Raw genomic sequence first — 11,548 nt, 5'->3', positions numbered from 1 at the left:
GGTTGATAGGCCAGATGTGGAAGACCGGTAACGGTTGGAGCTGACTGGTACTAATAGGCCGAGGGCTTGTCCTCAGTTGCTCGCGTCCACTGTGTGGTTCCCGGGTTGCGAACAGTCGCACCGGTTGAACCAGTTGTACTCAATTGAAGAGTGTGCTTGTTCGCTAAGTGCCGATATCCCATATGTATGTGTGGGATGGCCCGATAGGGTTTCGGTGGTCATAGCGTGAGGGAAACGCCCGGTTACATTCCGAACCCGGAAGCTAAGCCTCACAGCGCCGATGGTACTGCAGGGGGGACCCTGTGGGAGAGTAGGACGCCGCCGAACAATCTTTCAAGGACCCGTGGTCCAGCGTTCACGCTGGGCTACGGGTCCTTTTTGTTTTGCCCTCTATTACCCGAAGCCACCGTCCCAGGCGCCCGTCGGTACCCCGACTGCGCGAGAATGGCTGCGGTACCCGAAGACAGGAGCCCAACCGATGTCCCCCAATTCCTCCGACGACCGTCCTGAGCGCGACCCGCGCCGCAGTGACAGCGGCGACCGGGGCGGCTTCCGAGGCGGCCGTGACGATCGCGATCGTGGACCGCGTCGCGACGACCAGCGCGGTGGCGGGTTCCGTGGCGCGCGGGACGGCCGGCCCAGCGGGCCCCGTCGCGACGACGACCGGGGCGGCCGTCCCGGCTCGGGTTCCCGTTTCGGCTCCGGTTCCGGTTCTGGTTCCGGTGGTGGCGGTGGCTACGGTCGCCGTGACGACCGGGGCGGTCGGCCGGGCGGCGGTGACAACCGTGGTGGTGGCGGTTACGGCCGTCGTGACGATCGTCGTGATGACCGGTCCAGTGCTCCGCGTCGTGATGACCGGTCCGGTGGTTTCCGGCGTGATGACCGGCGTGATGACCGGCCGAGTGGTCCCCGTCGCGACGACCGGCCCGCCTTCCAGCGGGACGACCGGGGCGGCCGGCCCAGCGGCCCGCGCCGTGATGACCGTCCTGCCTTCCAGCGTGACGACCGGCGTGACGACCGGCCTTCCGGCCCCCGTCGTGACGACGACCGTGGCGATCGCGGTGGTTTCCGCCGTGATGACCGGCGTGATGACCGTTCGAGCGGTCCGCGTCGTGATGACCGGTCCGGTGGTTTCCGGCGTGACGACCGGCGTGATGACCGGCCGAGTGGTCCCCGGCGTGACAACGACCGTGGCGACCGCGGTGGTTTCCGCCGCGACGATCGCCGTGATGACCGTTCGAGCGGTCCGCGTCGTGATGATCGGCGTGATGACCGGTCCAGTGCTCCGCGTCGTGATGACCGGTCCGGTGGTTTCCGGCGTGACGACCGGCCGAGTGGTCCGCGTCGCGACGACCGGCGTGATGACCGGTCCGGTGGCTTCCGGCGCGACGATCGGCCCGGCTTCCGGCGTGACGACCGGGGCGGCCGGCCCGCCGGCCCGCGCCGTGACGACCGGGGTGCCGACAGCCGTGGCGGCGGGGGCGGTTACGGGCGCCGTGACGACCGGCGCGACGACCGTGGCGGATACCGCGGCCGGGACGACAACCGCGGTGGCGGCTACGAGCGGCGTGACGACCGGGACCGTGACCGCGAGCCCATCAAGCGGCTGCCGATCCCGGACGACGTGACCGGCGACGAGATCGACAAGAGCGTGCGGCAGGAGCTGATGAGCCTGCCCAAGACGCTCGCGGAGGACGTCGCCCGTAACCTCGTCATGGTCGCCCAGCTCATCGACGAGGACCCCGAGCGGGCGTACGCCTACTCGCGGATCGCCCTGCGGCTCGCCTCCCGTGTCGCCGCCGTGCGCGAGGCCGCCGGCTTCGCCGCGTACGCGACGCAGAAGTACTCCGAGGCGCTGGCCGAGTTCCGGGCGGCGCGGCGGATGACCGGCAGCGTGGAGCTGTGGCCCGTCATGGCCGACTGCGAGCGCGGTCTCGGCCGGCCGGAGCGGGCGATGGCCATGGCCGGCGAGCCCGAGGTGCAGAAGCTCGACAAGGCGGGGCAGGTCGAGATGCGGCTCGTCGCGGCCGGCGCGCGCAGGGACATGGGGCAGATCGACGCCGCCATCGTCACCCTGCAGAGCCCCGAGTTGGCGTCCAGCTCCGTCCAGCCGTGGACCGCGCGGCTCCGCTACGCGTACGCCGACGCGCTGCTGTCGGCCGGGCGTGAGGACGAGGCGCGCGAGTGGTTCGGCAGGACCATCGAGGCGGACAAGGACGGCGCGACCGACGCGTCGGACCGGCTCGCCGAGCTGGACGGGGTCGAGTTCGTCGACGCCATGGACGAGGAGGAGGCGGAGGGGGACAACGACGCCCCGGTCCGCACCGACGCCGGCGCCGCCGCCCCGCCCGTGGGTGACGCGGACGCGGACGCGCTCGTCGACGAGGACATCGTCGTCGACGACGATGACAAGCGCTGACCGATGACAGAGGTGGGCGGTATCCCGGCAGGGGTGCCGCCCACCGTCAGTCGAAGGTGACGCTCCGCATGACCAGGCCCGTGGCCGGCTTCGGGCCGAACGACGTCGACTTGCGCGGCATCGTGACGCCTTGGCGCGCCAGTTCCCGTACGACGTCCTCGCGCACCGGGTGCATCAGGACCGCCGTGCCGCCGGTGCGCTCGGCCTGGACGACGGCCGCCTCGGTGTCGTGGAGGTAGGAGATGTGTTCCGGGTCGTCCGGGATCCGCCAGACATGGTCCAGCAGTGCGGCGTGCAGGACCGTGGCGTCCAGCCGCCGCCAGGCCGCCGGGCGGTCGGTCCGTACCGTACGGGCCAGCAGTTCCTCGTCCGGGCGGTCCACGAGGTGGAAGCGGCCGTCCCCGGCGAGCAGGAACGCGTTGCCCGTGGCCGCCGCGTCCCCCAGCGCGCCCAGTGCCTCGGGGAGCGGTCCGCCGACCGTACGGACCCGGAACGCGCCCGCGAGCGCGTCGAGCGCCCGGCCCACCGGCAGTCCGCGCAGCAGACGGTGGATGGAGCGGACCTGGAGGGGGTAGCGGGCCGTGTCGATCAGCAGGACCAGGCCGTACCCCCAGGGCCCCGCCGCCCCTGCCGGTCCCTCCGGTCCGGCCGCCGCCGCGTGTTCGTCGCGCAGCCGCAGATAGGTCGCCCAGCGGTGGTGGCCGTCGGCGATCAGGGCCTGGTGGCGGGAGAGGTCGTCGGAGACGTGCGCCAGATCCGTGGGGTCCGTGACCGCCCAGAGGCGGTGGGCGAAGCCGTCCTCCGTGGTGGTGGTGAGGAGCGGGGCCCGGCCGAGGGCGCGCTCGACGACACCCGCCGTACCGCCCTGAGGCGTGGCCGGTACCGCGGACGGTGCGCCTTCGGTGTCGCCGCGGTACGTGAGCAGCAGCGGCTCCAGGTTCGCCGCCGTCGTCCGCAGCAGCGCCGCGCGGTCCTCCACGACGTCGGCCATCACGTCCTCGTGCGGCAGCACGATGCCGGCGGCGGGGGAGGAGAGCGCCAGGGCGCCGATGACGCCCCGCTGGAGCACCTCGCCCCTGCGCTGCTCGTACACGTAGAGCGCGGGCTCGGGGTCCCGCGCGAGGACGCCGTCCGCCAGCCACCGCTCCAGCGTCGCCGCCGCCTGGTGGTGCCGGTTCGCGGGGGTGGCGGCCTGCGGCAGGATGAGCCGGACGATGTTGTGCGGGTCCGCGGACTCCAGGTGGTGCAGTCCGTCGGGCCTGACGACGACGTCGTACGGTGGCGAGGTCACCGCGGACAGGCTGCCCACACGTTCCGGGACGTACCGGAGCCCACGGAACGGAATCAGTCGCAGACCCTTGTCCGCAGGACCTGTTGTGTTCATCCGAGCATCGTATGTGCATCGTATGGACGGGGTGGGCATGAGCGATGATCGGGTGAGAAGTCCCGGACGAGGAGCGTAAACAGGATGAGCGAGCAGAGCAGGACCAGGCCGAGCGGGAGTGCGACCGCGCTGAGCGAGGCGTACGACACGGCTCTGCTCGATCTCGACGGGGTGGTGTACGCCGGCGGGGAGGCCATCGAGCACGCCGTCGAGTCGCTGTGTACGGCCCGGGACGGGGGGATGCGGCTCGCGTACGTCACCAACAACGCCCTGCGCCCGCCGGACGCCGTCGCGGCCCATCTCACGGAGCTGGGCGTGCCCGCGGAGCCCGCCGATGTGATCACCTCGGCGCAGGCGGTCTCCCGGCTGATCGCCGAGCAGCTGCCCGCGGGGTCGAAGGTGCTGGTCATCGGGGGTGACGGGCTGCGGATCGCGCTGCGCGAGCGGGGGCTGGAGCCGGTCGAGTCGGCCGAGGACGACCCGGCCGCGGTCGTACAGGGGTACGGCGGCCCCGATCTGGCGTGGGGGCGGTTCGCCGAGGCGTGCTACGCGATCAACCGGGGCGTGCCGTGGTACGCGTCCAACACCGACCTGACGATCCCCAGCGCGCGCGGGATCATGCCGGGCAACGGCGCGGCGGTGGAGGTCGTACGGATCGCCACGGGCGCCGAGCCGCAGGTCGCCGGGAAGCCGCTGCCCCCGATGCACCGGGAGACGATCCTGCGGACCGGGGCGAGGAAGGCGCTGGTCGTCGGGGACCGGCTGGACACCGACATCGAGGGGGCGTTCAACGGCGGGGTCGACTCGCTGCTCGTCCTGACCGGGGTGACGGACGGGGCGCGGCTGCTGGCCGCCGAACCCAAGTACCGGCCGACGTACGTGGACGCCGATCTGCGCGGGCTGCTCACCGGCCAGCCCGAGGTGGCGGCGGTGGACGGCGGCTTCGGCTGCGGCGGCTGGACGGCCTCGGCCGGTACGGGGGTGCTGGTCCTGGACGGGGACGGTACGGCGCTGGACGGGCTGCGGGCGCTGTGCGCGGCGGCCTGGACGGATGCCGGTGACGGCGCGTGCGCGCTGGACGCGGGGAAGGCGCTGGCCCGGCTCGGGCTCTAGGCGGGACTGCGGGGTGACGGACGGGACTTCGGCGGTGACTCGGGGGTGACTCGTCCGGGGCGGGTTTCCATCGGGCTCCGGGCCGGGCTCCTGGCGGGGCTTTTCGCGGGGTGCGGGGGTCGGGCGCCGGGCCCGTCGCCGGTGGGCCCGGAGGGCGGTGTCACGCTTCCTCGGCGGCCTGGAGCAGGCGGTCCTCGGAGGCGCCTCGGCGCCAGTAGCCGCTGAATTTCACCGCGCGCCGGTCGAAGCCGCGGTCCCCGACGAGGTGGCGGCGTACCGCCTTCACCGTCGCCGCCTCCCCGGCGACCCAGGCGTACGGGGTGCCGGCCGGGAGCGCGGCGGCGCGGATCGCTTCCGGCGCGGCGGGCGAGGCGTTCCGCACGAGCCAGGTGATGTCGGCGTCCGCCCTGGTGGGCAGTTCCTGACGCTCCGCCGGGTCGTGGACCTCGATCCAGACCCGGGCCGGGGTGCCCGGCGCCAGCGTTTCGAGGATGCCGGCGACGGCGGGGAGCGCGGACTCGTCGGCGGTCAGCAGGATCCAGTCGGTGTCCTCCGGCGGCCGGAAGTCGTATCCGCCGTTCTCCTCGTCGACCGGCGCCAGGACGCAGACGCGGTCGCCGGGCGCGGCGGTCCCGGCCCAGCGCGAGGCGGGCCCCGACGCGTCGCCGGACTCCCCGTGCAGGGCGAAGTCGATGACCAACTCGTCCGGTTCGCGGCGCAGTTCGCGGATCGTGTACGTACGCATGATGCCGCGCACCGCCGGGTCGAGCGCGCGCCACTCCGCGTACCAGTCGGCCGCCCCTGCCTCCGGCATGACCGGCTCGGGCTGGCCGGGGTGGGGCAGGAAGAGTTTGACGCGCTGGTCCCGGCCGGCGGAGGCCATCCGCGCCAGGGCGGGGCCGCCGAGGACGATCCGCGCCATGGCGGGGGTGATCCGCTCCGTGCGGAGCACCTCCACGGTGAAGAACTGGAAGGGCGGAGGGGGCGGGGGAGGGGAGAGGGACGGGGGTGGAGCGGTGGTGGTGGACGGCGAAACGTCGGTCATACGGGGAGCCTCTTCGACTTCTCGATGGCGGCGGCGAGTTGGTGCGGGAGCAGGGCGTACCCCGCGGGGCGGAGCTTTGCTCCGTCGGGCCGCGGGCCCCATCGAAGCAAGATGCGAGGGTAGGCTAACCTAACCTCGCGTGGGTCGACAGTCCCCCGGAACGGCGCGCGCAGGCTCGCCCCTCACCCGCAGCGGCCATCGGCATCGGTAATGAACCCCGCGGACACCAGGAGTACGACCATGCAGCGCCTCACCGCGGAATCGGTGACCCTCGGCTACGACCAGCGGGTCATCGCCCGCGATCTCTCCGTGGAGATTCCCGACCACTCCTTCACGGTGATCGTCGGCCCGAACGCCTGCGGCAAGTCGACCCTGCTCCGTGCGCTCTCACGGATGCTCAAGCCGGCCGAGGGGCGCGTCCTGCTCGACGGCTCGGTCATCCACGCGATGCCCGCCAAGAAGGTCGCCAAGATCCTCGGGCTGCTCCCTCAGTCGTCGATCGCGCCCGACGGCATCACCGTCGCCGACCTGGTGGCGCGCGGCCGCTACCCGCACCAGGGGCTGCTGCGCCAGTGGTCGCCGGAGGACGAGCGGATCGTCGGCGAGTCGATGGAGGCCACCGGCGTCGGTGAACTGGCCGACCGCTATGTCGACGAACTCTCCGGCGGCCAGCGCCAGCGCGTCTGGATCGCCATGGCCCTCGCGCAGCAGACGCCGCTGCTCCTGCTGGACGAGCCGACCACCTTCCTCGACATCCAGCACCAGATCGACGTGCTCGACCTCTGTGCCGAGCTGCACGAGAGCCAGGGCCGTACGCTCGTCGCCGTCCTGCACGACCTCAACCACGCCGCCCGGTACGCCACGCACCTCATCGCGATGCGCGACGGGCGGATCGTGGCGGAGGGCGCCCCGGCGGAGGTCGTGACGGCCGAGCGGGTGGAGGAGGTCTTCGGGCTGCGCTGCCAGGTCATCGACGACCCGGAGACGGGTACGCCGCTGGTGGTGCCCGCGGGGCGACGGGCACGGCGCAAGCCGTCGAGGGGGCAGGAGTGCGCGGCCGGGGCGGCGGTGGACGCGGACCGGCAGGCCGCCGAGCTGCTAGAGAAGTGACTTCAGGCGCAGCAGATCCCGGAAGCCGGCCTCCAGCCTGACCCGGCCCGCGCCCCACGCGCGGGCGAAGTTCAGTTCGCCGTCGACCAGTGCCACCAGATCGTCGCCCGTCATGGCCAGCCTGATCTGGGCCCGGTCGGGCGGCGGTCCCGCGACCGTGTCGGCCACCGCGATCCGGCCGTCCACCAGCCGCCCGGTGAATGTGATGTCCAGATCGGTGATGTGGCAGCTCAGAGAGCGGTCGAAGCCGGCCGCCCGGCCTGCCTCGCCGTCGGTCCGCGCCAGATTGTCCGAGAGCTTGTCGAGTGCGCCGCGGCACTCCTCCTTCGTCGCCATCGGCACCGACGGTACCGCAGCCCTTCGCGGTAGCGTCTTGGGTATGAGCGACGTGACCGCGGACCCGGCCCCCGACCCGGCGGGCTCGACGGACCCGCCGGAGTCCGTGAGCCCGACGGAGTCCGCCGGCCCGCCGGAGCCCCGTCCCCTCGGGGTGGCCCGCACCCCGACGGGCGATGCCGGGGTGGACCGTACGCTGGACCGGCTCGCCGACGCCGACCACCTCCCCGCCGACGGCCACATCGAGGTGTACGAGGATGTGCACGGGGGACTGCGCGACGTGCTGACCGCGCTCGACGCACCTCCCGGACCCCCCTCACCTCCGGGGTCCCCGGGCCCGCCCCGGTGACCTCTCGCGTACGACCACAGGAGCTGAACCGAACGTGGCTGGACTGGCACGCCGCCGTCTCGATGCCGAGCTGGTACGCCGTAACCTCGCGCGGTCGCGCGAGCACGCGAGCCAGCTCATCGCCGCGGGCCGGGTGACCGTCGGCGGCACCACCGCGACCAAACCCGCCACACAGGTGGAGACCAGCGCCGCCGTCGTCGTCAAGGCGGACGACGCCGACCCCGACTACGTCTCGCGCGGCGGCCACAAGCTCGCGGGCGCGCTCGCCGCCTTCGTACCGCTCGGCCTGGAGGTACGGGGCCGGCGCGCCCTCGACGCGGGCGCCTCCACCGGCGGTTTCACCGATGTGCTGCTGCGCGCGGGGGCCGCCCGGGTCGTCGCGGTGGACGTCGGATACGGACAACTCGCCTGGTCGCTGCGGAGCGATGAACGCGTCACCGTCAAGGACCGTACGAACGTACGTGAGTTGACGCTTGATGCGATCGAAGGGGAGCCCGTGGATCTGATCGTGGGGGATCTGTCGTTCATTCCGCTGGGGGTGGTGCTGCCGGCCCTGGTGGGCTGCGCCGCCCCCGACGCCGATCTCGTGATGATGGTCAAGCCGCAGTTCGAGGTGGGCAAGGAGCGCCTCGGCAGCGGCGGTGTGGTCCGCAGTCCCGAACTGCGTGCCGAGGCCGTACGGAACGTGGCCCGGCGGGCGGGTGAACTCGGCCTCGGCGTACGGGGCGTCACCGCCAGCCCGCTGCCCGGACCCTCCGGAAATGTCGAGTACTTCCTGTGGCTCCGCGCCGGGGCGCCCGAGCTGGACCCGGCGGATGTCGACCGCGCAGTGGCGGAGGGACCCCGGTGACGACGAACGCAGCAGAAGGACGCGGGGCAGCCGAAGCGCGAGTGGCGGCCGAAGGACGAGTGGCGGCCGGAGAACGGCTGTGGGACGGGGAGAACGCGTTGGACGAGGAGCGCGCGGCGAACGCCGACCGGACCGTCTTCCTGCTGGCCCACACCGGCCGTCCGGCGGCCATCCGCAGCGCCGAACTGGTCGTGAACGGGCTGGTGCGCAGCGGGATCGGGGTCCGGGTGCTGGACAGCGAGGCGGTCGATCTGCCGCTGCCCGACTCCGTCCAGACGGCGCCCGAGGCCATCCCCGACGCGCTGGAGGGGTGCGAGCTGCTGATCGTGCTCGGCGGGGACGGCACCCTGCTGCGCGGCGCCGCGTTCGCGCGCGCCTCCGGTGTGCCGATGCTCGGCGTCAACCTGGGCCGGGTCGGCTTCCTCGCCGAGGCGGAACGGGACGATCTGGACAAGGTCGTCGACCGGGTCGTCACTCGTGCGTATGAGGTCGAGGAGCGGATGACGATCGATGTCGTCGTCCACAGCAACGGCGATGTCGTCCACCAGGACTGGGCGCTCAACGAGGCGGCCGTCCAGAAGATCTCGCCCGAGCGGATGCTCGAAGTCGTCCTGGAGATCGACGGCCGGCCGGTCACCGGATTCGGCTGCGACGGCATCGTCTGCGCCACCCCGACCGGTTCGACCGCGTACGCCTTCTCGGCGGGCGGTCCGGTGGTCTGGCCGGAGGTCGAGGCGCTGCTGATGGTGCCGATCAGCGCCCACGCGCTCTTCGCGAAACCGCTGGTGACGTCGCCGACGACGGTGCTCGCGGTGGAGGTGCAGCAGGACACCCCGAACGGGGTGCTGTGGTGCGACGGACGCCGGACGATCGAACTGCCCCCGGGGGCGCGGGTGGAGGTGCGGCGCGGCTCCGTCCCGGTGCGGCTGGCACGGCTGCACCACGCCTCGTTCACCGACCGGCTGGTGGCCAAGTTCGCCCTGCCGGTCTCCGGGTGGCGCGGGGCACCGCACTGACAGCGGCCGTGTGCGGTTCCGGGTGGTTCGGCCCCGTACGGGATGAATCGCGGACCACCCGGACACCGGTCCTCCCGTGAACTCGGGGGTGGGGTGCGTCGCGCACCCGGTGCCGGGACCTCGTATGGTCGTCACCGTGTTGGAGGAGATGCGGATACGGTCGCTCGGGGTCATCGACGACGCGGTCGTCGAGCTGTCACCCGGCTTCACGGCGGTGACCGGCGAGACCGGCGCGGGCAAGACCATGGTCGTCACCAGCCTGGGGCTGCTGCTCGGCGGGCGCGCCGATCCCGCCCTGGTGCGGATCGGCGCGAAGTCGGCGGTGGTCGAGGGGCGGATCACGCTTGCCCCGGGCGCGCCGGCGACGCTGCGCGCCGAGGAGGCGGGCGCGGAGCTCGACGATGGCGCGCTGCTCATCAGCAGGACCGTCTCGGCCGAGGGGCGCTCGCGCGCCCACCTCGGCGGACGCTCCGTGCCGGTGGGCATGCTGGGAGAGCTGGCGGACGACCTCGTCGCCGTGCACGGCCAGACCGACCAGCAGGGCCTGCTGCGCCCCGCACGCCAGCGCAAGGCCCTGGACCGGTACGCGGGGGACGCGGTCGGCGCCCCGCACGCCGCGTACGCCACCGCGTACCGCAGGCTGCGGGCCGTGGCGGCCGAGCTGGACGAACTCACGACCCGGGCCAGGGAGCGCGCGCAGGAGGCCGATCTGCTGCGCTTCGGGCTCACCGAGATCGCGGCCGTCGAACCCCTGGCGGGGGAGGACACCGAACTCGCGGCGGAGGCCGAACGGCTGGGCCACGCGGAGGCCCTCGCCTCGGCCGCCTCCCTCGCCCACGCGGCGCTCGCGGGCAACCCCGAGGACCCGGAGGGCGTCGACGCGACCACCCTCGTGGGGGGCGCGGGACGGGCCCTGGAGGCGGTGAAGGCTCACGATCCGGTGCTGGCCGGGCTGGCCGACCGGCTGGGGGAGATCGCGATCCTCCTGACGGACGTCGCGGGTGAACTCGCCGGATACGCGGACAACCTGGACGCCGATCCGCGCCGGCTGGCCGCCGTCGAGGAACGCCGCGCCGCGCTGACCGGGCTGACCAGGAAGTACGGCACGGACATCGACGCCGTACTGGCCTGGTCCGAGGAGAGCGCCGCGCGGCTGACCGAGCTGGAGGGCGACGACGAGCGGATCGGCGAGCTGACGGCCGAGCGGGACGCGCTGCGCGCCGAACTCTCCGGCCTCGCCCAGGCGCTCACCGACGCCCGTACGGAGGCGGCGGCACGCTTCGCGGAGGCCGTCACCGCGGAGCTGGCCTCCCTGGCCATGCCGCACGCGCGGGTCTCGTTCGACATCCGGCAGACCGAGTCGCCGGACGAGAGCGCGGGCGTCGACGTCGGCGGACGCTCCGTGGCCTACGGGCCGCACGGCGCCGACGAGGTCGAACTGCTGCTGGCCCCGCACCCCGGCGCCCAGCCCCGGCCGATCGCCAAGGGCGCGTCGGGCGGTGAGCTGTCGCGCGTGATGCTCGCCGTGGAGGTGGTCTTCGCCGGGTCCGACCCCGTACCGACGTATCTCTTCGACGAGGTCGACGCGGGCGTCGGCGGCAAGGCGGCGGTCGAGGTCGGCCGCAGGCTGGCGAAGCTCGCCCGGTCCGCGCAGGTGGTGGTGGTCACCCACCTCCCCCAGGTCGCGGCCTTCGCGGACCGGCAACTCCTGGTCGAGAAGACGGTCGACGGGTCGGTGACCAGCTCCGGGGTGACGATCCTGGAGGGCGAGGACCGGGTACGGGAGCTGTCGCGGATGCTCGCCGGCCAGGAGGACTCGGAAACGGCCCGCGCCCATGCGGAGGAACTGCTGGCCACGGCCCGTTCGGACGCCTAGGGGCGGGTGGCCGTCGGCACGGGCCGCTGGAGCGGGTCGTCGGAGCTGAC

Annotated in this window: 10 protein-coding genes, 2 rRNA genes and 1 pseudogene; 10 read left to right on the top strand and 3 right to left on the bottom strand. The window is 73.1% G+C overall.

Annotated features, from left to right (window positions below):
* From ACFTZC_RS06060 to ACFTZC_RS06045, 4 genes and pseudogenes are all read left to right on the top strand, one after another.
* Window positions 1-74, top strand: a 23S ribosomal RNA gene (locus ACFTZC_RS06060); the annotation flags it as partial.
* Window positions 75-210: 136 nt separating this feature from the next.
* A 5S ribosomal RNA gene (gene rrf, locus ACFTZC_RS06055) occupies window positions 211-327 on the top strand.
* Window positions 328-478: 151 nt separating this feature from the next.
* A pseudogene (locus tag ACFTZC_RS06050) lies at window positions 479-1,585 on the top strand (hypothetical protein); the annotation flags it as partial.
* Window positions 1,586-1,666: 81 nt separating this feature from the next.
* Entirely contained in the window at window positions 1,667-2,419 is a 753-nt protein-coding gene (locus tag ACFTZC_RS06045) for a hypothetical protein (protein ID WP_382887286.1), read from the top strand.
* Window positions 2,420-2,465: 46 nt separating this feature from the next.
* On the opposite strand, the gene ACFTZC_RS06040 is transcribed toward ACFTZC_RS06045, so the two are convergent.
* Window positions 2,466-3,803: a DUF1015 family protein gene (locus tag ACFTZC_RS06040; RefSeq protein ID WP_382887234.1), complete on the bottom strand. Its 1,338-nt coding sequence runs from the start codon at window positions 3,801-3,803 to the stop codon at window positions 2,466-2,468.
* An 84-nt stretch (window positions 3,804-3,887) separates the two neighbouring features.
* Between ACFTZC_RS06040 and ACFTZC_RS06035 the strand changes: the two genes are divergently transcribed.
* Window positions 3,888-4,916, top strand: a complete 1,029-nt coding sequence (locus tag ACFTZC_RS06035; protein ID WP_382887232.1) for an HAD-IIA family hydrolase — start codon at window positions 3,888-3,890, stop codon at window positions 4,914-4,916.
* A 160-nt stretch (window positions 4,917-5,076) separates the two neighbouring features.
* On the opposite strand, the gene ACFTZC_RS06030 is transcribed toward ACFTZC_RS06035, so the two are convergent.
* A complete protein-coding gene (locus ACFTZC_RS06030; RefSeq protein WP_382887230.1) occupies window positions 5,077-5,961 on the bottom strand; it encodes a siderophore-interacting protein in 885 nt (294 codons plus the stop codon).
* A 240-nt stretch (window positions 5,962-6,201) separates the two neighbouring features.
* Between ACFTZC_RS06030 and ACFTZC_RS06025 the strand changes: the two genes are divergently transcribed.
* Window positions 6,202-7,071 carry an ABC transporter ATP-binding protein gene (locus ACFTZC_RS06025; protein ID WP_382887229.1) on the top strand — a complete coding sequence of 290 codons (870 nt, stop codon included), beginning with the start codon at window positions 6,202-6,204 and terminating at the stop codon, window positions 7,069-7,071.
* Here ACFTZC_RS06025 and ACFTZC_RS06020 read toward each other — a convergent pair.
* Entirely contained in the window at window positions 7,060-7,407 is a 348-nt protein-coding gene (locus ACFTZC_RS06020) for a sterol-binding protein (protein WP_382887228.1), read from the bottom strand. The two genes, ACFTZC_RS06025 and ACFTZC_RS06020, sit on opposite strands and share 12 nt — an antisense overlap.
* A gap of 43 nt (window positions 7,408-7,450) precedes the next feature.
* Here ACFTZC_RS06020 and ACFTZC_RS06015 point away from each other — a divergent pair, with 43 nt between their 5' ends.
* From ACFTZC_RS06015 to recN, 4 genes are all read left to right on the top strand, one after another.
* The gene (locus ACFTZC_RS06015) at window positions 7,451-7,756 is read left to right on the top strand and encodes a hypothetical protein (RefSeq protein ID WP_382887227.1); all 306 of its coding nucleotides are present in this window, start codon (window positions 7,451-7,453) and stop codon (window positions 7,754-7,756) included.
* 34 nt (window positions 7,757-7,790) lie between these two features.
* The gene (locus tag ACFTZC_RS06010) at window positions 7,791-8,606 is read left to right on the top strand and encodes a TlyA family RNA methyltransferase (RefSeq protein ID WP_382887225.1); all 816 of its coding nucleotides are present in this window, start codon (window positions 7,791-7,793) and stop codon (window positions 8,604-8,606) included.
* A gap of 98 nt (window positions 8,607-8,704) precedes the next feature.
* Window positions 8,705-9,622, top strand: a complete 918-nt coding sequence (locus ACFTZC_RS06005; protein ID WP_382887285.1) for an NAD kinase — start codon at window positions 8,705-8,707, stop codon at window positions 9,620-9,622.
* A 124-nt stretch (window positions 9,623-9,746) separates the two neighbouring features.
* On the top strand, window positions 9,747-11,498 hold the full coding sequence (gene recN, locus ACFTZC_RS06000; RefSeq protein ID WP_382887224.1) for a DNA repair protein RecN: 1,752 nt from the start codon (window positions 9,747-9,749) through the stop codon (window positions 11,496-11,498).
* Window positions 11,499-11,548 lie beyond the last annotated feature (50 nt).

It is taken from the genome of Streptomyces sp. NPDC056987, assembly GCF_042673865.1.
GTDB lineage: Bacteria > Actinomycetota > Actinomycetes > Streptomycetales > Streptomycetaceae > Streptomyces.
Note: the sequence above shows the minus strand (reverse complement) of the source record. Positions and strands in the feature narration are given on the sequence as shown.

Excerpts from the sequence above, each read along its gene's own strand:
- ACFTZC_RS06030 (WP_382887230.1), bottom strand. The coding sequence starts at position 5,961 with ATGACCGACGTTTCGCCGTCCACCACCACCGCTCCACCCCCGTCCCTC.
- recN (WP_382887224.1), top strand. The coding sequence starts at position 9,747 with ATGGTCGTCACCGTGTTGGAGGAGATGCGGATACGGTCGCTCGGGGTC.
- ACFTZC_RS06025 (WP_382887229.1), top strand. The coding sequence starts at position 6,202 with ATGCAGCGCCTCACCGCGGAATCGGTGACCCTCGGCTACGACCAGCGG.
- ACFTZC_RS06035 (WP_382887232.1), top strand. The coding sequence starts at position 3,888 with ATGAGCGAGCAGAGCAGGACCAGGCCGAGCGGGAGTGCGACCGCGCTG.
- ACFTZC_RS06015 (WP_382887227.1), top strand. The coding sequence starts at position 7,451 with ATGAGCGACGTGACCGCGGACCCGGCCCCCGACCCGGCGGGCTCGACG.
- ACFTZC_RS06020 (WP_382887228.1), bottom strand. The coding sequence starts at position 7,407 with ATGGCGACGAAGGAGGAGTGCCGCGGCGCACTCGACAAGCTCTCGGAC.
- ACFTZC_RS06040 (WP_382887234.1), bottom strand. The coding sequence starts at position 3,803 with ATGAACACAACAGGTCCTGCGGACAAGGGTCTGCGACTGATTCCGTTC.
- ACFTZC_RS06045 (WP_382887286.1), top strand. The coding sequence starts at position 1,667 with ATGAGCCTGCCCAAGACGCTCGCGGAGGACGTCGCCCGTAACCTCGTC.